We start from the raw sequence: 20,243 nt of genomic DNA on the forward strand, positions 1-20,243 counted from the left end.
ATATGGAACTCGAAGAGAGAATCGTCAATCAGTTACACACCGCCTTAGGCATTAGCGCTCAAACCATTGAGCACTACTCGCCGGTGATTGCTGACGCTTCTGAACAGCTGCTAGCCTGTTTAATGTCAGAGCACAAAATCATCTGTGCCGGTAATGGCGCGAGTCAATCGATCGCTAACTACTTCACAACGACGCTTATGCAGCGCTTTCGTGAAGAGCGCCCGGGCCTGCCTGCCATCGCTCTGGGGGCTGACTCCGGTGTCACTACCGGTACCGCAGAAGAGTCTGGCTATGTTCAAACCTATGCGCGCCAAATCCAGGCATTGGGTCAACCCGGAGATGTTTTAGTATTAATCTCATCTTCAGGTAATGATCGTAACCTCATTCAAGCAATTCAAGCGGCACACGACCGCGAAATGCAGGTGATCGCGATCACGGGTCGAGACGGCGGAAATATTACGGCGCTACTTGAGCCAACAGAGATTGAGATCTGCGTAGCAGCAGAGGACGATCCAGCGATCCACCTGGCACAGATGCTGACTCTTCAATGCCTTCTCGATCTTATTGAATATCAACTTTTTGGAGCTTAACTTGCCATGAAAAAAGTCCTAGCCACTCTTGTGATGACAACAACTCTAGTAACGGGTTGTTCTACCATCGTAAGCTCATCACGTGAGGAGCCGATTCGCGAAGACGTTGGAAATCGCACACTGGGTAACATCATTGAAGATGAAGCCATTGAGCTAAAGGTTATGGTCAACCTAAGTAAAGGATCGGCACCACTGGCTCAATCTCACATCAATGTGAAAAGCTTTAACGGCCAAGTGCTATTAACGGGCCAGGTACCTAATGAGAATGTTCGCCAAGAGGCTGAGCAGATCGTTGGGCAGACACGTGAAGTCAAACGCATCCATAACGAACTTGAGATTGCAGGACCAAGCTCGACGATTGTACGCAGTAACGACATCTACCTAACCAGCCGCGTTAAACTGAAACTCTTAAGTGACAAGTCAATTGAGGGGCTACGCGTCAAGGTTGTCACCGAAAATGGCATTGTCTACTTGATGGGCTTGGTTAGTCAGCGCGAAGCCGATCAAGCCGTAGCGATTGTGCGTGAAGTACCCGGTGTGCAGCGCATTGTTAAAGTATTTGAGTACGTACCACTGCCATAAGCAGCTAACAGGCACAAAAAAGGGAGCTAAGTGCTCCCTTTTTATTATCTCAGCGCCTATTTAACGACACGCAAGCCGGGCCTTTTGGCAGCATCAGGTTTAGCAGCTGAGGCTTCTGGCGTCGCTGTTTCAGTGCCATTAGGCTCAGCATGCGCCTTTTCTAGCACAAGATTAAGTGCTTCGGCACCTGGTTCCATACCAAACCCCATACCGACACCGTTCTCGCGGGCAAAAATAGCGATCAGCGCCGCCATCGGTACATAGACTTGTCGAGGCGTTCCTGAGAAGCGAGCGTTGAAGCTGAGCGCCTCATTGTCCATGTAGAGATCACGCACAGCGCCGGGCGCTATATTGAGCGTGATCTGCCCATCTTTGACAAATTCTTGAGGAACATCGGTGCCTGGCACCAGAGCATCAACAGCAATGTGGGGCGTTAGATCCATATCTAAGAGCCACTCATTGAGGGCTCTTAGTAGGTAACCACGCGAGGGGGTTAGTTCAGACACGGATTACTCGCGAATCTCGCGCTCTGCTTCTGATAGTGACTCTTGGAAAGATTCACGATCAAATAGACGATCCATGTAAGCGATCAGCGGCTTACACTGAGCTTCTGGAAGCTCAATACCCATCGCAGGCAGACGCCATAGAATGGGAGCAATAACACAATCGACCAAACTAAACTCTTCACTCATGAAGTACGGCTTCTCTTGGAAGATCGGTGAGATTGCAACTAGGCTGTCACGCAGCTCTTTGCGTGCAGCATCGATCTCTTCTTCGCTACCCTTCTTGTTAAGAATGGTATCAGCGTAGCTACACCAGTCGCGTTGAATACGGTAGATGTAGAGACGGCTCTCTGCACGAGCTACAGGATATACTGGCAACAATGGAGGGTGTGGAAAACGCTCATCCAAATACTCCATCATCACATTCGATTCGAACAGAACCAATTCGCGATCAAGCAGTGTTGGTAAGCTGTTGTATGGGTTAAGAGCAGCAACATCTTCTGGCAACTCATCATCTTGGCAGTCGACAATATCAACCGCTACACCTTTTTCCGCCAGAACAATGCGAACTCGATGGCTGTAATGATCAGCTCCATCAGAGAAAAAGGTCATTGAAGAACGTTTAGCTACCACGCCCATCTACTACTCCAAAAATTAACAGATATTAGAAACAAAAAATCTACGCACCCCGATGGAATACGTAGATTTTATAATTTAACAGAAATCGAACGTTTAGTGTATGTCTTTCCAGTACTCTTTCTTCAATGCAAACGCGATAAAGAAGAAGAAGAACAAGAAGATCAATACGTTCGTACCGATACGGTGCGAATCTGCTTTAGACGGTTCCGCCATGTAAGCCATGTAGTTAACAAGGTCGTAGATCACCTTATCGAACTCAGCAGGCTCAAGTGAACCAGTGCCATTATCGACCGTTAGACAGCCCGGTTTAGCAACACCTGTTAGCGGATCGATTTCAGACTCTAAACCACGGTGCAGCAGCTCTTCCTGTGAACAACGAAGTGTCACTGTACCTTGAAGATCTTCCAACACATTAGGCATACCCACATCTTTAAAGACGGCGTTGTTAACGCCCCATGGTCGAGACTCATCTTTGTAGAAGCTCTTAAGGTAGGTGTATACCCAATCTGGACCACGTAGACGTGTCTCTAGCGTTAGATCTGGTGGTGGATTACCGAAGAATGTCGCCGAATCAGAAGACTTCATAGCGATCGTCATCTGCTCACCGATCTTCTTGTCTCCGAAGATGAGGTGCTCCTCAACCAGATTCGCAGGGATGTTTAGATCCGTCGCTGAACGCTCGTAACGCTGGTACTGAGCTGAGTGACAGCCAAGACAACGGTTAACAAACGTCGCCATACCACGCTGCAAAGAGGCTTCGTTGGTACGATCCAGTTCAATATGTTCCAGTGGCATTTTTGCACCACCAGCAGCCAAAGCTACTGATGGGATAAGGGCCACTACTAGAGTAAGTAGAAACTTTTTCATTAGCCTGTCACCCTCTCTGGTACTGGTTTAGTGCTTTCCATGCGTGTGTACCATGGCATTAGGATAAAGAATGCAAAGTACAAAGCAGTACAGATCTGAGCAAGCAGAGTACGCTCTGGCGTTGCTGGAATCGCACCTAAAACACCCAGAATGACAAAACAGATCGCAAATACGAGCAACCAGATTTTAGACAACCAGCCTTTGTAGCGGATCGACTTAACTGGGCTGCGATCTAGCCAAGGCAGTACGAACAGGATCGCAATTGCAGCACCCATTGCAACGACACCCCAGAACTTAGCATCCAAGCCAAACAGTGGGAAAGTAATCGCACGCAGGATTGCATAGAAAGGTGTGAAGTACCAAACCGGTGCAATATGCTCAGGCGTTTTCAGCGGGTTCGCAGGCTCAAAGTTTGGCTTCTCTAGGAAGTAACCGCCACCCTCAGGGAAGAAGAATACAACCGTACAGAAAACAAACAGGAAGACGACAACGCCAACAATATCTTTAACTGTGTAGTATGGGTGGAAAGGGATACCGTCTAGAGGTACGCCATTCTCATCTTTCTTCTCTTTGATCTCTACACCGTCTGGGTTGTTAGAGCCCACTTCGTGTAGCGCGATGATGTGAAGTACTACAAGCGCTAAAATGACGATTGGCAGTGCAATAACGTGCAGCGCGAAGAAGCGGTTCAGAGTGATACCTGAGATCAAGAAGTCACCACGAATCCACTGCTGCAGATCAGCACCCACGACAGGGATAGCACCGAACAGCGATACAATTACCTGTGCACCCCAGTAAGACATCTGTCCCCAAGGCAGTAGGTAACCCATGAACGCTTCAGCCATCAGCGCTAGGTAGATGGTCATACCAAACAGCCACACAAGCTCACGAGGCTTACGGTAAGAGCCGTACATCATGCCACGGAACATATGCAGATAGACAACCACGAAGAAGGCCGATGCACCGGTAGAGTGCAGGTAGCGCAGCAACCAACCGTATTCAACATCACGCATGATGTATTCAACAGAAGCAAACGCACCTTCAGCGCTTGGGTTGTAGCTCATCGTTAGCCAGATACCCGTTAGGATCTGGTTTACTAGAACCAATAGAGCAAGAGAGCCAAAGAAGTACCAAAAGTTAAAGTTTTTTGGTGCGTAGTATTTTGCTAGGTGATCATCCCAAAGTGCTGTCGCTGGGAAACGATCATCGATCCAGCCCATGAAGCCTGGATTACCCTTATTGCGTGAACCAGCCATTATGCAGTCTCCGTATCGACACCGATAACAAGCGTGTTGTCATCAAGGTAAGAGTGAGGAGGAATGACCAGGTTAGTCGGTGCAGGAACGCCCGCATAAACACGACCAGACAGGTCAAAACGAGAACCGTGACATGGACAGAAGAAACCGCCCAACCACTCAGGACCCATATCATCTGGAGCCACTTCAGGGCGGTAAGTTGGTGAACAGCCCAAGTGTGTACAGATACCAACCATTACCATGATCTCTGGGCGCAAAGAGCGAGCAGAGGTTCCTGGAATGTATTCTGGCTGCTGAGGTTTCTCTGAACTTGGATCAGCCAACTGGCCGTTCAGTTTTTCTAGGTTCGCCAATGCTTCTTCAGTGCGTCGTACAACCCATACAGGCTTACCACGCCACTCAACAATCATCTGCTGACCTGGCTCTAGCTTGCTGATATCCGCCTTAACAGGTGCACCAGCGGCTTTCGCCTTGGCACTAGGATTCCAGGAAGCGACGAAAGGTACGGCTACTCCAATTGCGCCCACTGCACCCGCTGCAGATGTAGCACCAATTAGAAGTCGACGCCGGCCTTTATTTACGCCGTCATTGCTCATCAACTACTCTCCCTTAATTGGTCTAATCGAGGGATCACCTCAAATAGACGGAGCGAAACGAAAGATAAAATCCGTTTAACATGAGATCTCGAACTATCGGATTGAGACCTCTATCTGGCGCGAAATGGTAAAGAAAAGACCCTATTTTTTCAAGGTGACAGGTCAAGGAAAGGCCCGCCAATAGTCGTATTCAGGGGTGTTTAGAGAGACTAAATAATCATAAGGTTATAACGAAAAAAAACCCAAGCGATTGCTTGGGTTTTTTTGTGGCTGTAGAGCCGAAAACGAATTAACGTTTTGAGAACTGTGGTTTCTTACGTGCTTTACGTAGACCCACTTTCTTACGTTCAACTTCACGAGCGTCACGAGTAACGAAACCAGCTTGACGAAGTGTAGGACGTAGAGTCTCATCGTACTCCATAAGAGCGCGAGTGATACCGTGACGGATAGCACCAGCTTGACCGAAACCGCCACCGCCAGTAACCGTTACGTATACATCGAATTTCTCAGCAGTTTCAGTCAGTTGAAGTGGCTGCATCACGATCATACGTGCAGTTTCACGACCGAAGTACTGCTCAAGAGTACGGTTGTTGATAGAAACAGAACCAGTGCCTGGACGCAGGAAAACGCGGGCAGTGGAAGTTTTGCGACGGCCAGTGCCGTAGTACTGAGTAGTTGCCATTGTTCGTTTTCCCTTAGATGTTCAATTCTTTAGGCTGCTGAGCAGTGTGCGGATGTTCCGTACCTGCATATACTTTCAGCTTGCTGTACATCGCACGACCTAGAGGGCCTTTTGGCAGCATGCCTTTAACAGCAAGTTCAATCGTACGCTCAGGGAAAGTCTGGATCATCTTATTGAAGTTTGCTTCTTTAAGACCACCCGGGAAACCAGAGTGACGGTAGTACATTTTGTCGTTACGTTTGTTACCAGTAACGTGTACTTTTTCAGCGTTAACAACGACGATGTAATCGCCAGTATCAACGTGCGGAGTGTATTCCGCTTTATGCTTACCGCGTAGGCGGCGAGCGATTTCAGTTGCTAGACGACCAAGGGTTTTACCTTCTGCGTCAACAACGTACCAGTCGCGTTTTACTTCGGCTGGCTTAGCGCTAACAGTGTATGACATTGTATTTTCCTACTATAAGTCTCGAATCAAAATCGAGGATAGATCCCGACTTACCTTATAATTATTCGTTGTGTGGTAATCACAACCTTCCATTCCGCAATTACGCGGAGCGCGGATTATACAGGAATTTATGCTTATAAAACCAGTGTAAATTGAATTTTTTTTAGGTGGTTGGAAGCGTTGCTTTAAGCTCTGGAAAACCGCCGATAGGGTCGTGTCAGGCTGAAGCCAGACACGGACAGGTTGTAGATAGCACATTCGGTGACTGGCTTCAGCCTGTCACCCGCTTTCAACTTACGCTCTATGCTCTCTCGCCAGGTACTCATGCGACTGCATCTCAAGCAGTCGAGATTTGGTTCGTTCGATCTCAAACTCCAATCGACCCTCTGTGTAGATCTCATGAATGGGCTTTTCGGCTGAGATAATCAACTTCACACCGCTGTCATAAAACTCATCGACTAGGTTGATAAAGCGACGCGCTGCATCATCATTGGTACGCCCAAGCTGTGGAACATTACTTAGGAGTACAGCATGGTAGAGTTTCGCCAACTCAATGTAGTCGTTTTGTGAGCGCGCCCCTTCACACAGCGCACTGAAGTCAAACCAGATCACATCCTCACAAGCTTTACGAGCCGTTAACATGCGGTTGTTGATCTCAATCGACAGGTTCTCTTCTAACTCTTCAAGATCTGGTGCCAAACCATTAAAGCTCTTCTCAAGCGACTCATCAGCACCATCATCCAGTGGCCAGTGGTAGAGTTCAGCTTGCTCAAGTGTTCTTAAACGGTAATCGATGCCACTGTCGACGTTCACGACCTCGGTGTACTGATTAAGCAGCGCAATGGCTGGCATAAAGCGCGCACGTTGCAGACCATTCTCATAGAGACCATCAGGCACGATGTTGGAGGTCGCTACAAGAGAGACGCCGCGGGCAAATAGCTCTTCAAGCAAGCTACCCAGGATCATCGCGTCGGTGATATCAGAGACGAAAAACTCATCAAAACAGATAATCCGCGTCTCTCTCGAGTACTTCTCAGCGATGGTAACCAAAGGGTTTTTAGTGCCATCTAAAGCTTTCAGCTCAGCATGGACTCGCTGCATGAAACGGTGAAAGTGCGTACGCATCTTTCTCTCGAAGGGCAGCGTGTCATAGAAGGTATCCATCAAGTAGGTCTTACCACGACCCACACCACCCCAGAAATAGAGACCTTTAATCGGCTCCACCTTCTCTTTCACCACTTTTTGCTTAAGACGACCCAGAAGTCCTGGAGCCGGCGCATTCTCAGCTTCAATTAGCTGATCATGAAGTCGCTGCAAGTGTTCAACGGCCATCTCTTGAGTGGCGTCGTATGAAAAGTCGTCGCGCTGCAAATCCTTTTTGTAGCGCTCTAGTGGAGTACTCATTGGCAATAATGACCTATTAATCCTTCAATCTCGGCGCGAACTTTACTGCTGTTGCCTCTCTATTTCAAATTCAGCCGATAACAATTGGTAGTAGGAAGGCTGTTAATAGACCGGTCAATCCCATCGCCAAGCCAGCAAAAGCACCGGCTACTGCACCCACCTCCAACGCTACGGCCGTGCCAAAACCATGGGAGGTCAAACCCAATACGAAGCCTCGAACAGCCTGATCCTCAACTCGCATTCGCTTAAGAATGATCGGCACCAAAATACTACCCATCACCCCGGTCACTAACACCAAAGCAGCGGCCAAGGAGGGTAACCCTCCAATCTTCTCCGCAATACCCAAAGCGATAGGCGATGTAACTGACTTCGGTGCTACTGACATCATGGTTTCAGCTCGAGCATCAAATAGCCAAGCCACACCAACTGCAGAGAGTGAGGCCACCAGTGCACCCACTGCACTGGAGACTAATATCGGCAACCAGAGCCTACGAATCTCATCAAAATATTGGAACATCGGTACTGCCAGCGCCACCGTCGCAGGCCCGAGTAGGAAGTGAATAAACTGAGCACCTGAGAAATAGGTCTCATAAGGTGTTCCGGTCACCAACAACATAAGAATCAGGACAACCATGCTGATCAAGACAGGATGTAAGATGGGCGAACGATCTGCACGTTGATAGAGCAAATTCGCCAAGGTAAACACAGCCAAGGTCAACACAATCCATATCAGAGGTCGGGCAGCAAAGTAGACCCAAAAGTCGGTTCCTATAATCACTTCTCACCCCCTACCCGCTTCATTAACCACTGAAACAGAGCCGCCGTCACAATTGTCGCCAGAATGGTCGATATCAATAGAGCCAATAGAATGATCCACCACTCGCTGGCCAGTAGATCAAAGTGCAGCACCAATCCCACACCAGCAGGTATGAACAGAAGCGCTAAATTCGATAGCAATCCATCGCTGGTGATTTTAAGTGAATCTGGAATACGGCCGAGCCCTAACAGACCAAACAACAGCAGAACCAAACCGATGACAGGACCCGGTAGCGGCAACCCCAATACAACAACCAGCGACTCACCCAACAGCTGAAATGCCAGCAGTATTAAAAACCCTTGAATCATAATGCACCTCCAAATTTAAAGCGTATCACGATCGCTAATTCCGAATAACAAAATACATTTTACTTTGTAAAAATAGAGAGTTTGAAACAAAAAAACCCTGCAGTGCAGGGCTTTTATAAGTGAGTTCTCTTAACTTACAAAACCAAACGACGAATATCGCTTAGCAATCCGTTAAGATCTGTTAGGAATCGACCCGCATCGCCGCCGTTGATCGCACGGTGGTCATACGACAGGCAGAGTGGCAGCATCAAGCGAGGCTCAAACTCCTTACCATTCCAACGCGGCTTGATATCCGCTTTAGAGACACCCAGGATAGCCACTTCAGGCGCATTCACGATAGGGGTGAAACCTGTACCGCCGATACCACCAAGACTAGAGATTGTGAAACACGCTCCCTGCATCTCATTTGGCTTGAGCTTACGATCCTTCGCTTTACCCGCCAGCTCAATCGCTTCATTAGAGAGCTCGTAGATACTCTTCTTGTCTGCATCCTTGATAACAGGAACCATCAGACCGTTAGGGGTATCAACCGCAATACCAATGTTTACAAACTTCTTGTAGACAATGTGCTCACCATCCGCATCCAGAGAAGCGTTAAACTTCTGATGACGCGTTAGTGCAATCGCAGCCGCTTTGATCAAGAAAGGAAGTGGTGTCAGTTTCACACCCTGCTTAGCCGCTTCATCCTTCATCTCCTTACGGAAGGCTTCAAGTTCGGTAATGTCAGCATCATCAAACTGAGTCACATGAGGGATGTTCAACCAGCAGCGAGACATATTGTCACGGGTGATCTTATCGATCTTGCTTAGCTTAACTTTCTCGATCTCACCAAACTTACTGTGATCTACCGCAGGAATTGCAGGTATACCACTTCCACCAGTCACCGCGGTAGCAGGAGCTGAATCCAACTTCTGTAGCGCACCTTTAACGTAGGCTTGAACATCCTGCTTAACAATACGACCCTTGCGGCCAGAACCCGTTACTTTGGAGAGATCCACACCATACTCACGCGCAATGGCGCGAACGGCAGGACCAGCATGAACTGAGCGATTACGCTTCTCTAGATCCACTAAATCCGTTGTTGATGCAACTGGAGCTGGTTTCTCAGGTGCTGCTGACTGCGCTGGAGCAGGCGCTGAAGCCGCTGGTGCAGGTGCAGGTGCAGAAACAGGAGCTGCTGCAGGAGCAGTGCCTACCACCTCAAGCTCTAATAGAAGATCACCTTCGTTAACTTTATCGCCTTCGCTGATCTTCATCGATTTAATGACACCAGCCGCTGGTGACGGAACTTCCATTGAAGCTTTGTCGGTCTCAAGCGTAATCAGGCTATCGCCTTCAGCGACACTATCACCCTCTTTGACCAACACCTCGATCACATCGACATCCGATGCACCACTTAGATCTGGGATTAATACAGACTCAACGCCGCCTGTCGGTGCCGCTGCAACAGGCGCTGACACTTCAGCAGGTGCCGCAGCAGGTGAAGCTTCAACAGGTGCTGATACTGGCGCAGCTGCACCGGCTACTTCAAGCTCGATCAGTAGATCGCCTTCATTGACCTTGTCACCCTCGGCAATCGTTAGCGCTTTAACGACACCCGATGCTGGAGAGGGAACTTCCATAGAAGCCTTGTCTGTCTCTAGAGTGATTAGGCTATCACCTTCAGAGACCGTATCACCGACAGCGACCAACACCTCGATTACATCCACATCAGATGCACCGCTCAGGTCTGGAATGAGAACCTGTTCGATAGTCGACGCAGCCGCCACTGGAGCAGCCGACTCTACAGGCGCAGAGACAGGCTCAACCGATTCTGGCTCAGCAACGGCTGCTTCAGCCGGTGCAGACTCAGAAGAGGCAATCTCAATTTCCATTAACAGATCGCCCTCATTGACTGTGTCGCCTTCTGAAATTGCCATCGACACAATCTTACCTGCTTGCGGTGAAGGCACTTCCATAGAGGCTTTATCGGTCTCTAGTGTAATCAGGCTATCGCCCTCAGCGACCACATCCCCAGCAGCCACAAGTACTTCAATCACATCAACGTCAGTTGCGCCGCTGAGATCTGGAATGTTTACAGTAATAGTACTCACAGTTATCTCCTTACGAATTCTTCAAAGTTCTCAATCGACTTAAACCGTCCAAGGCGCTGGTTTATCCGGGTTGATGTTGAACTTCTGAATCGCGCTAGCGACAACTGAAGCTTCGATTTTGCCCTCTTCCTGAAGTGCTTTAAGCGCTGCTACAGCGACGTAGTAGCGGTTAACTTCGAAGAAGCTACGCAGTTTGCTGCGAGTATCTGAACGACCGAAACCATCAGTACCCAGTACTTTGTAGCGACGTGGAATGTACTCACGCAGCTGATCAGCATACATACGCATGTAATCTGTAGAAGCGATAACGGGACCCTCGTGACCTTTCAAAGATTGCTCTAGGAACGACTCACGTGGCTGCTCCTCTGGGTGAAGCATGTTCCAGCGATTCACTTCCATCGCATCGCGAGTCAGTTCGTTGATCGATGTTGTGCTCCAGACATCGGCCTCAACACCAAACTCCTCACGAAGGATGGTGGCACCTTCACGCACTTCACGAAGGATTGAACCACAACCGAACAGCTGAACACGAAGGTCCGCTTTCTTACCCTCTTCAAGCAGGTAGATACCTTTAACAATCCCCTCTTCAGCTCCGACAGGCATCTCAGGATGCTGGTAGTTCTCATTAAGGGTAGTGATGTAGTAGAACTTGTTCTCTTGCTCTTGATACATACGACGCATGCCGTCTTGCACAATCACCGCAACTTCATAGCCGTAGGTTGGGTCGTAAGAGATACAGTTTGGAATCATCTGTGCCATCAGGTGTGAATGACCGTCCTGGTGTTGCAAACCTTCACCATTCAACGTCGTACGACCTGAGGTTGCACCAATCAAGAAACCGCGCGCTTGTGAGTCACCCGCCGCCCAAGTCAGGTCCATAACACGTTGGAAACCGAACATTGAGTAGAAGATGTAGAACGGAATCAATGTGCAGTTACTGTTCGAGTAAGCTGTCGCACAAGCCAGCCATGCAGAGAATGCACCCGACTCGTTGATACCCTCTTCAAGGATCTGACCTGACTTGCTCTCTTTGTAGAACATGATCTGGTCATGGTCATGCGGTACGTACTTCTGACCTTCAGAGGTGTAGATGCCCAACTGACGGAACATACCTTCCATACCAAAGGTACGTGCCTCATCAGGGACGATCGGCACGACTCGCTCACCAAGATTCTTATCTTTAACGATAGAACTTAACACACGGTTAAATGCCATCTGTGTTGATAGCGAACGTTCACCACTCGACTTAAGCTGACCTGCAAAGGTATCCAGAGCAGGCACTTCAAGCTGTTCAAACTCTGTACGACGAATTGGGTAGAAACCACCAAGTTTCTTACGTGCACCCAACATGTACTTCATCTCAGGTGAATCTGGACTTGGACGGTAGTATGGCAGCTCTTTTAGCTGATCATCTTCAACTGGAATATTAAAGCGATCACGGAAATCTTTAAGATCATCCAGTGCAACTTTCTTCATCGAGTGAGTATCGTTTTTCGCTTCACCCGATTTACCCGTGCCGTAACCTTTTACAGTTTGAGCCAAGATAACCGTTGGCTGACCTTTGTGCTCAACCGCAGCCTTGTAGGCAGCGTAAACTTTGTATGGGTCATGGCCGCCACGGTTAAGGTTCATGATATCGTCATCAGACATATCCTTAACCAGCTCAAGAAGCTCAGGGTATTTACCAAAGAAGTGCTCGCGTGTGTAAGCACCGCCGTTCGCCTTCATATTCTGAAGTTCGCCGTCGACCACTTCATCCATTCGCTTCTGCAGCAGACCTGTCTTATCGCGCTCAAACAGCGGATCCCAGTGACGTCCCCATAGACACTTGATGACGTTCCAACCCGCACCGCGGAAGACACTCTCTAGCTCTTGAACGATCTTACCGTTACCACGAACCGGACCATCCAAACGCTGCAAGTTACAGTTAACAACGAAGATAAGGTTCTCTAACTGCTCGCGACCAGCCAGTGAGATAGCACCCAAGGATTCTGGTTCATCACACTCACCATCACCTAGGAATGCCCAAACTTTACGATCACCACGTTTAACCAAATCACGTGCAGACATGTAACGCATCACGTGTGCCTGGTAAATGGCTTGGATTGGACCTAGACCCATAGAGACGGTTGGGAACTGCCAGAAATCAGGCATCAACCAAGGGTGTGGGTAAGACGATAGACCATTACCATCAACTTCACGACGGAAGTTGTCTAACTGCTCTTCAGTCAGACGGCCTTCAAGGTAAGCACGTGCATAGATGCCTGGTGAGATGTGGCCTTGGAAGAAGACCATATCAGCATCTTGCTCGCCTTCGTTACCACGGAAGAAGTGGTTAAAACCGATATCATAAAGTGTTGCTGAAGATGAAAATGAAGAGATGTGACCGCCAAGTCCCTCATCGTTGTCATTCGCTCGCATCACCATCGCCATCGCGTTCCAGCGGATGAAGGAACGGATGCGGCGCTCCATAAATAGATCACCAGGAAGAGGCGCTTCGTTCTGTGGCGCTATAGTGTTTTTATAGGGTGTGCTCAACTCTGAACAGTTTTCAACACCTAACTCAGCCGCTTTGGCACCCAATTTTCTAAGAAGGTAAGACGCTCGATCGCTGCCTTCATGTTGCGCAACTGACTCTAATGCCTGAAGCCACTCATCCGTTTCAATTGGGTCGATATCTTCAATGATTTCGTTCACAGTACTCTCCCTTTTGCGCCATTTCCGTTGACGCTTGGACCTTGTAAAAAAGGTACCTGGTTGATCGTTTGAAGCGCAGTCAATCTGCGTCTAGCTTTGATTTATGTAAAAACACTACACAGGCACTCGACTTTAGTCCAGAGATATTTCAGATTTTAGCGACAAGTGTAGCACTATTACGACAACACCCTCTTTTTGCTACGGATAATTGAAAGTTTTTACGCATATGCGAAATAAATAACCAATTTAATTCAATAGTAACGTTTTGTTATATGAAAAATTGAGTCTATTTGGAGTATCCTTTGCCATACTTATTTTTTTGATGTCAGGACTCTCAATGACAACCAGCGCCGATCTTCTATTACTGCTTGAGCGGGTCTTCTCAACCGTATTTCCAATCATTGCCATAGTCACTGCTGGCTACCTTTACGCAAGAAAGGCAAATCCCGACTTACAAGTCGCAAACCGCATCAACATGGATATCTTTTTGCCGGCGCTTATATTCAGTGTTATGGCTGGAAAGAGTTTTGATCTGTACGCACACTTAGATCTAGCGTTAGGGTCGATCGTCATGGTGCTAGGTGCAGGAATAGTGATGAAACCGGTTGCGAAGCTTCTGGGCATCTCTTCTAAAACCTTTGTTCCGCCAATGATGTTCAACAACTGTGGCAACCTAGGTCTGCCTCTAGCACTTCTGGCTTTTGGGGATTCCGGCCTTGCCGCTTTTGTGGTGATGTTCTTAGTGAGCAACCTGTTGCACTTCAGTCTGGGCATTCATATTGTTGATGAGAACGCCAAACTCACAGGGCTTTTTAAGAATCCGATTATCTTATCAACCTTTGCTGGATTAGCTTGGGCGCTATTCAAATTGCCATTGCCTACATGGCTGGCTACACCCATCGATATGTTGGGCCAGATATCGATTCCATTGATGCTGTTTGCATTAGGGGTAAGGATGATCAGTGTCGATCTAAGCCAGTGGAAGATCGGTGTCTATGGAGCCATCTTTTCACCATTAAGCAGCCTAGTATTCGCGATACCCTTTGCTTGGATTATGGGTCTCTCTAAAGAGTTCACCGCCTACATTGTGTTATTTAGCGTACTGCCACCGGCGGTTCTGAACTATATGTTTGCTGAGCGCTACAATCAGCAACCTGAGACGGTTGCTTCTATTGTACTGATCGGAAATTTAGCCAGCCTGGCATTCATTCCTCTCACACTCTTCTTCGTACTTTAATCAGGTTTAGGAGGCCCCTCTGGAGCCTCCTAAGCACTATTCGTTATTCACTCATAGGTTTAGCCGGTTCAAGAAGAATGTATTCCACATTTTTCTCAACGGTGGCGACACCTATTCCACGAACTGCTGTGAGCGCTTCAACAGAGTTAAACGGACCATTCGCATCACGGTAAGCAACAATCGCTTCAGCTTTAGATTGGCCAATCCCATCCAAAGCATCCGCCAGCTCAACGGCATCTGCTGAATTAATGTTAACCGGATAACCTGCCATCGCAGTCGATGAAAACAGTGTAAAGAAGAGTGGTGCTAGAACTCGTGTAGAGAGAGATTTGATGTTCATAGTGAACCTCCATGTCTTATTTGAAATGAGAGCAATCCTTACTCTCACTATTCACACTAGACCATGGATCAAAAAACACCAAAAAATATTTATATTTTTTCGCAGTAAGGTGTCTGGCTTCAGCCTGACACCACTTTAACAGCGGTTATCCAGTAATGCGTGTCATTTGAAAGTGGTGTCAGGCTAAAGGCCAGACACCTCAAAATGTTTACCTTGAACCTAAAGCCAAATCTACTTCTGACTGCACCGCAATGGCCGCGGCTTTAGGATCTTCTGCACCGGTTATTGGACGCCCAACCACCAAATAGGTGCTACCTGCAGCGATTGCTTCAGCAGGTGTCATGATGCGACGCTGATCACCGACTACAGAACCCGCTGGGCGAATACCCGGAGTCACAAGCTGGAACTGATCGGAGGCTTGAGCTCTGATTGCAGCCGCCTCTTGTGCTGAACAGACCACGCCATCAAGTCCTGAACTCTCTGTCAATGTGGCTAAGCGCTTAACCTGATCAATGGGATCGATATCCAAACCCATCTCGGCCAGATCGCTGCGCTCCATACTCGTTAGCACGGTCACCGCAATCAAGGAGGTACGTTGCGGCCCCTGGCTACGCTTCTCAACCTCTTCACGAGCCGCTTCCATCATTCGACGGCCGCCACTGGCATGGACATTAACCATCCAGACCCCCAGCTCGGCTGCAACACCACAGGCTTTTGCAACGGTATTGGGGATGTCATGAAACTTAAGATCCAAGAAGACTTCAAAACCGAGAGCGTGCAGACGTTCAACCACATCAGGCCCACAACGAGTAAATAGCTCCTTACCCACTTTGACACGAGAGACCTCAGGATCTAACTGCTTAGCCATCGCAATGGCGCTATCAGCTTCTGGATAATCTAGGGCAACAATAACGCGTTTGTTATCTTCAATGGACACTCTATTCACCTTCTAAACCTTGGATTGGGCGGATACTACCCCATCGCTTACAACTTGGACACTGCCAAACTAAACTGCGTGCTGCATAACCACAATGACCACAGCGGTAGACCGGTTTTGACATCTCGAGCTGCTGCGTCAACGACCGCAAATTCAACAGACTCTCTCGTGCACTGGATGAGCCATGCTCAATATGCATATCAATTAGGCGGTTAAAACCTTTTACTGATGGGCGACTCTTCAACGCCTCAGTGATAAATAGGCCCGCAGCAAAAACCCCTTCCCTATCTCTTTTCAACTCAGCCAAGGCAAGCATCACGCTGGTTGAGGGGTACTGCTTCATTAAGTCATTTAGATACTGGCTCAAACCAAGCTCATCACCTAAAGCGTCAAAACATCGCCTGAGTGGATTGAGTGTTTCTGGTATAAACAGTGGGTCTTGATCGGCAATGCTTTGCAAGGCTCTAATTGCCGAACGCCATTGCGACTTCAACATGAATACTCGAGCTGAGATGAGATTGGCTCGAACACACTTTGCATCGGTAGACAACGCAAACTCTAACTCTTTAAGTGCAGGGTCTAATTCACCATTAGAGATGTGATTTTGGGCAAGCTCACAGTGATAGTGTGAGAGCTCATTAACAAGCTCTATACGGTTTTTCTTTGGCAAAATATCAGCACTTTGCAGCGCCCGATGCCACTCACCCTCTTGCTCATAGAGACGGATTAGCAGAACGATGGCGCGATATCTTAATTCTGGATAGTCGGTCTGTTTGGCTAGAGGTGCAGCAGCGTCTTCTGCACGATCTAGCAAGCCTAGAGCAAAAAAGTCTCGTGCTAAGGCCAATTTCACACGCTGACGATCATAAACTGAGAGATCTTTACGCTTTAACATGCGCTCATGAATTTGAACGGCACGATCGATATCGCCTTTACGCCTCAGCAGCTTGGCCAACGCAATGTGTGCCGGCAAATTGTCAGAGTTAACCTCAAGGGCATGAATGAACGATTCGATCGCCTCTTCCGTTCGGTTATCAATGAGGTGATCAAGACCTGACAGATAGGCTGGTGGTAGTGCTTGATTGCGACGATCTTTTCTTTTCAGGCGTCGATTACCCAGGTACCAACCTATGGCAACGGCAATCAGTAGAAAGAGAAAAATTAGGTAGGGGGAGTTGGCACTCATTCTGCGCCTCGTTGAACCTCACGATTCAACGTCTCAATCTGTTGCTCAGCATTACGCAACTTACGAGCCGAATTGAGCAATTTAGCACGCAGTGTCAGCACTCGTGTACTGGTCAATAGAATACCGACTAACAGGCCGACAACCATTGAGATGATCAACCAGATCGATAGGCTTGCTTCGGGTAGCTTCACCCAGACCAAATCAATGATGACCGGTGTTGTATTATGAATGGTGAGAACAATGCCCGTTAAAAGAACCAACAGAGCAATCGCTGACGTGATAAGAAGTTTAATCGCTCTCAAACTTAATACTCATCTTTCAAGCTTGCATTCACTTGCTCGCGCAGCTCTTTGCCAGGCTTAAAGTGTGGTACATGCTTGGCCGGCAGAGAAACGGATTCACCCGTTTTTGGGTTGCGACCGACGCGGGGGGCACGATAGTGAAGTGAGAAGCTTCCGAATCCGCGAATCTCAATACGCTCGCCATCGGCTAAGGTATCAGCCATTTGAGTTAACATGATTTTCACTGCCAACTCGACATCTTTCACAGAGAGTTCCGGATGTTTGTCTATTAGGCGTTCGATCAGCTCAGACTTAGTCATACCCACTTCCTATCGATACTGAAAACAGGGTAATAAGCTCACCCTGTTTTCTATCACTCTTTCTTACCCATCTGCTCTTTGATGAGATCACCAATCGTCGTTGCGCCTACATCCATATCTTTTGGAGCAGACTGAACCGCTTTAAGTGCTTCTTGCTGCTCTTTGGCTTCAATCGCTTTAACTGACAAGAAGATAGAACGATTACGACGATCAACATTGATCACAATCGCTTCAACACTATCACCCACAGAGAGCTCTGCAGATAGATCTTCAGTTCGTTCACGGGCAAACTCAGCCACTTTCAAAATAGCGTTTAGACCTTCAGCCACTTCAATTTCAGCTTGACGAGCATCCACTGCTACAACCGTACCGGTAACTTTAGAGCCCTTACCGTTCGCTTCAGCAAAGCTGCTAAATGGATCAGAGGCAAGTGCTTTAATGCTCAGAGAGATACGTTCACGCTCTGCATCCACTTGCTGGATAACCGCTTCAACCGTATCGCCTTTATTGAAACGTTTAACGGCCTCTTCGCCAGACTCATCCCAAGAGATGTCAGACAGGTGAACTAGACCGTCTACACCACCATCTAAGCCGATGAAGATACCGAAGTCAGTGATTGAGCGGACAGTACCAGAAACTTTGTCACCCTTGTTCGTTGACGATGCAAAGGCATTCCAAGGATTTTCGCGGCACTGTTTAATACCTAGAGAGATACGGCGGCGCTGTTGGTCGATATCGAGAATCTGAACTTCAACCTCATCGCCAACCTGAACAACTTTAGATGGGTGGATATTGCGGTTAGTCCAATCCATCTCTGAGACGTGAACTAGACCCTCCACGCCCTCACCGATCTGTGCAAAACAGCCATAGTCAGCAAGCTTAGTCACCTTAGCAGTAACGCGCTGACCCACAGCATAGTTTTCGATAGCCGTAGTCCAAGGATCTGCAGCCAACTGCTTCATACCTAGGGATACGCGCTTACGCTCTTGATCGTAGCGAAGAACCTTAACGTCGATCTCATCACCAACATTAAGCATTTCACTTGGGTGTTTGATACGTTTCCAAGAGATATCGGTAATGTGAAGAAGACCATCGATACCGCCAAGGTCAATGAACGCGCCGTAATCAGTAAGGTTCTTAACAATACCTTTAAGCGTTGCGCCCTCTTCCATCTGCTCAAGCAGCTTCTCGCGCTCTTCGCTGTTGGCCTCTTCTAGAATCGCACGGCGTGACACAACAATGTTGTTGCTCTTCTCATCGAGTTTAACAATTTTAAGCTCTAGATCTTGATCATCAAGATGGCTGGTATCGCGCAGTGGGCGAGTATCTACCAAAGAACCCGGTAGGAAGGCGTTGATGCCGTTAACCATAACCGTTAGGCCGCCACGGACACGACCACTGATGCGACCAGTAACCGTCTCGCCAGCTTCATACGCTTTTGCAAGAACAGCCCATGCTTCTGCACGCTTGGCACGTTCACGCGAAAGTTTGGTTTCACCGAAGCCATCTTCTAGGGATTCAAGCGCCACTTGCACTTCATCACCAACAGCGACTTCAAGCTCACCTGCACCGTTTTTAAACTGATCGATGGGAATAACCCCATCTGACTTAAGACCCGCTGTTACAACAACAAAGTCATTTTCAATACCTACTACGGTTCCAGTAATGATGGAACCTGGTGTCATATTGACCTGTTCAAGACTCTCTTCAAACAGATCTGCAAAGCTTTCGCTCATGGTCTAAGCCTCAGTTTACGGAGTGCTAACGCAACCCTTTGTGGCGTGCTTGTTCTAGCACAGTTTTCATAACTTCATCGATAGACATAGATGTACTATCGAGAATCACGGCATCATCGGCTGGGCGAAGTGGCGCAACCGAACGGTTCATGTCACGATCATCTCGCGCACGAATATCTTCTAATATAGTTTCAAGGCTAGCACTCAGCCCCTTATCTATCAACTGCTTATAACGACGATCCGCGCGAACCTCTGCGGAGGCATCCAAGTAGATCTTCAACGGTGCCTGAGGAAATACAACGGTTCCCATATCACGTCCATCGGCCACCAAGCCGGGGGATTGAGCAAAATCGCGTTGACGTTTCAACAGTGCAGAGCGCACTTCAGTAATAGCGGCCACTTTAGAGGCATCGTTACCTATCTGCTCCGCACGAATAGCATGAGTGACCTCTTCACCTTCAAGTAAAATAGTCACCTCATCGCCCTGTTCAGAGGCAACAAAGCGCACATCGAGATGCTCAGCCAACACCTGCAGTGCCTCTACATCACTAAGATCAACACCATGATGGTTCGCAGCCAAAGCCGTCAGGCGATACAAAGCCCCGCTATCCAACAAGCTCCAACCAAGCTCCTGCGACAGCAATCGACAGATCGTACCTTTACCTGAACCACTTGGCCCATCAACGGTAATGATAGGGCATGAATTTTCATTATTGAGTGGATCCAT

Annotated in this window: 22 protein-coding genes; 3 read left to right on the top strand and 19 right to left on the bottom strand. The window is 48.2% G+C overall.

The features are described from left to right. The first annotated feature begins 2 nt into the window (after nt 1-2). Complete coding sequence (locus tag XMG48_RS06680) at nt 3-590, top strand: SIS domain-containing protein (RefSeq protein ID WP_173481293.1); 588 nt, start codon at nt 3-5, stop codon at nt 588-590. Between the two features lie 6 nt (nt 591-596). Then, the gene (locus XMG48_RS06685) at nt 597-1,172 is read left to right on the top strand and encodes a BON domain-containing protein (RefSeq protein WP_173481294.1); all 576 of its coding nucleotides are present in this window, start codon (nt 597-599) and stop codon (nt 1,170-1,172) included. A 56-nt stretch (nt 1,173-1,228) separates the two neighbouring features. Here the strand turns inward: XMG48_RS06685 and XMG48_RS06690 are convergent, their stop codons facing one another. The 12 genes from XMG48_RS06690 to aceE form a co-directional block, all read right to left on the bottom strand. Continuing rightward, nucleotides 1,229-1,678 carry a ClpXP protease specificity-enhancing factor gene (locus XMG48_RS06690; RefSeq protein ID WP_173481295.1) on the bottom strand — a complete coding sequence of 150 codons (450 nt, stop codon included), beginning with the start codon at nt 1,676-1,678 and terminating at the stop codon, nt 1,229-1,231. Nucleotides 1,679-1,681: 3 nt separating this feature from the next. Next, the gene (gene sspA / locus XMG48_RS06695; RefSeq protein WP_173481296.1) at nt 1,682-2,314 is read right to left on the bottom strand and encodes a stringent starvation protein SspA; all 633 of its coding nucleotides are present in this window, start codon (nt 2,312-2,314) and stop codon (nt 1,682-1,684) included. A gap of 93 nt (nt 2,315-2,407) precedes the next feature. Next, nucleotides 2,408-3,181, bottom strand: coding sequence for a cytochrome c1 (locus XMG48_RS06700; RefSeq protein ID WP_173481297.1), 774 nt, complete (start codon nt 3,179-3,181; stop codon nt 2,408-2,410). Then, nucleotides 3,181-4,437: a cytochrome bc complex cytochrome b subunit gene (locus tag XMG48_RS06705; RefSeq protein ID WP_173481298.1), complete on the bottom strand. Its 1,257-nt coding sequence runs from the start codon at nt 4,435-4,437 to the stop codon at nt 3,181-3,183. The genes XMG48_RS06700 and XMG48_RS06705 overlap by 1 nt, the downstream gene beginning before the upstream one ends. Next, the gene (gene petA / locus XMG48_RS06710; RefSeq protein ID WP_173481299.1) at nt 4,437-5,033 is read right to left on the bottom strand and encodes a ubiquinol-cytochrome c reductase iron-sulfur subunit; all 597 of its coding nucleotides are present in this window, start codon (nt 5,031-5,033) and stop codon (nt 4,437-4,439) included. The genes XMG48_RS06705 and petA overlap by 1 nt, the downstream gene beginning before the upstream one ends. A gap of 289 nt (nt 5,034-5,322) precedes the next feature. Next, a complete protein-coding gene (gene rpsI / locus XMG48_RS06715) occupies nt 5,323-5,715 on the bottom strand; it encodes a 30S ribosomal protein S9 (protein ID WP_173481300.1) in 393 nt (130 codons plus the stop codon). A gap of 13 nt (nt 5,716-5,728) precedes the next feature. Beyond that, a complete protein-coding gene (gene rplM / locus XMG48_RS06720) occupies nt 5,729-6,160 on the bottom strand; it encodes a 50S ribosomal protein L13 (RefSeq protein WP_173481301.1) in 432 nt (143 codons plus the stop codon). Nucleotides 6,161-6,454: 294 nt separating this feature from the next. Beyond that, nucleotides 6,455-7,564 carry a cell division protein ZapE gene (gene zapE / locus XMG48_RS06725; protein ID WP_173481302.1) on the bottom strand — a complete coding sequence of 370 codons (1,110 nt, stop codon included), beginning with the start codon at nt 7,562-7,564 and terminating at the stop codon, nt 6,455-6,457. Nucleotides 7,565-7,634: 70 nt separating this feature from the next. After that, the gene (locus XMG48_RS06730) at nt 7,635-8,342 is read right to left on the bottom strand and encodes an LrgB family protein (RefSeq protein WP_173481303.1); all 708 of its coding nucleotides are present in this window, start codon (nt 8,340-8,342) and stop codon (nt 7,635-7,637) included. Beyond that, nucleotides 8,339-8,689, bottom strand: coding sequence for a CidA/LrgA family protein (locus XMG48_RS06735; protein WP_173481304.1), 351 nt, complete (start codon nt 8,687-8,689; stop codon nt 8,339-8,341). The genes XMG48_RS06730 and XMG48_RS06735 overlap by 4 nt, the downstream gene beginning before the upstream one ends. Nucleotides 8,690-8,823: 134 nt before the next feature. Beyond that, nucleotides 8,824-10,782 (bottom strand): dihydrolipoyllysine-residue acetyltransferase, encoded by a 1,959-nt coding sequence (gene aceF / locus XMG48_RS06740; protein WP_173481305.1) that lies wholly within the window; start codon nt 10,780-10,782, stop codon nt 8,824-8,826. 39 nt (nt 10,783-10,821) lie between these two features. After that, the gene (gene aceE / locus XMG48_RS06745) at nt 10,822-13,479 is read right to left on the bottom strand and encodes a pyruvate dehydrogenase (acetyl-transferring), homodimeric type (protein ID WP_371731458.1); all 2,658 of its coding nucleotides are present in this window, start codon (nt 13,477-13,479) and stop codon (nt 10,822-10,824) included. 337 nt (nt 13,480-13,816) lie between these two features. Here aceE and XMG48_RS06750 point away from each other — a divergent pair, with 337 nt between their 5' ends. Next, complete coding sequence (locus XMG48_RS06750) at nt 13,817-14,716, top strand: AEC family transporter (RefSeq protein WP_173481306.1); 900 nt, start codon at nt 13,817-13,819, stop codon at nt 14,714-14,716. A gap of 43 nt (nt 14,717-14,759) precedes the next feature. Here the strand turns inward: XMG48_RS06750 and XMG48_RS06755 are convergent, their stop codons facing one another. The 7 genes from XMG48_RS06755 to cmk form a co-directional block, all read right to left on the bottom strand. Beyond that, nucleotides 14,760-15,056 (bottom strand): ComEA family DNA-binding protein, encoded by a 297-nt coding sequence (locus XMG48_RS06755; protein WP_173481307.1) that lies wholly within the window; start codon nt 15,054-15,056, stop codon nt 14,760-14,762. Between the two features lie 208 nt (nt 15,057-15,264). After that, nucleotides 15,265-15,993 (bottom strand): orotidine-5'-phosphate decarboxylase, encoded by a 729-nt coding sequence (gene pyrF / locus XMG48_RS06760; RefSeq protein ID WP_173481308.1) that lies wholly within the window; start codon nt 15,991-15,993, stop codon nt 15,265-15,267. Between the two features lies 1 nt (nt 15,994). Beyond that, nucleotides 15,995-17,179, bottom strand: coding sequence for a lipopolysaccharide assembly protein LapB (lapB, locus tag XMG48_RS06765; RefSeq protein WP_173481309.1), 1,185 nt, complete (start codon nt 17,177-17,179; stop codon nt 15,995-15,997). Beyond that, nucleotides 17,176-17,481 (bottom strand): LapA family protein, encoded by a 306-nt coding sequence (locus tag XMG48_RS06770; RefSeq protein WP_173481310.1) that lies wholly within the window; start codon nt 17,479-17,481, stop codon nt 17,176-17,178. Before XMG48_RS06770 ends, lapB begins: the two co-directional genes overlap by 4 nt. Before the next feature lie 2 nt (nt 17,482-17,483). Next, nucleotides 17,484-17,780, bottom strand: a complete 297-nt coding sequence (locus XMG48_RS06775) for an integration host factor subunit beta (RefSeq protein WP_173481311.1) — start codon at nt 17,778-17,780, stop codon at nt 17,484-17,486. 53 nt (nt 17,781-17,833) lie between these two features. Next, nucleotides 17,834-19,516 (bottom strand): 30S ribosomal protein S1, encoded by a 1,683-nt coding sequence (gene rpsA / locus XMG48_RS06780; protein ID WP_173481312.1) that lies wholly within the window; start codon nt 19,514-19,516, stop codon nt 17,834-17,836. 25 nt (nt 19,517-19,541) lie between these two features. Beyond that, nucleotides 19,542-20,243 (bottom strand): (d)CMP kinase, encoded by a 702-nt coding sequence (cmk, locus tag XMG48_RS06785; RefSeq protein ID WP_173481313.1) that lies wholly within the window; start codon nt 20,241-20,243, stop codon nt 19,542-19,544.

The sequence above is a fragment of the Marinobacterium sp. xm-g-48 genome (assembly GCF_013282925.1).
In the GTDB taxonomy this organism is placed as follows: domain Bacteria; phylum Pseudomonadota; class Gammaproteobacteria; order Pseudomonadales; family Balneatricaceae; genus Marinobacterium_E.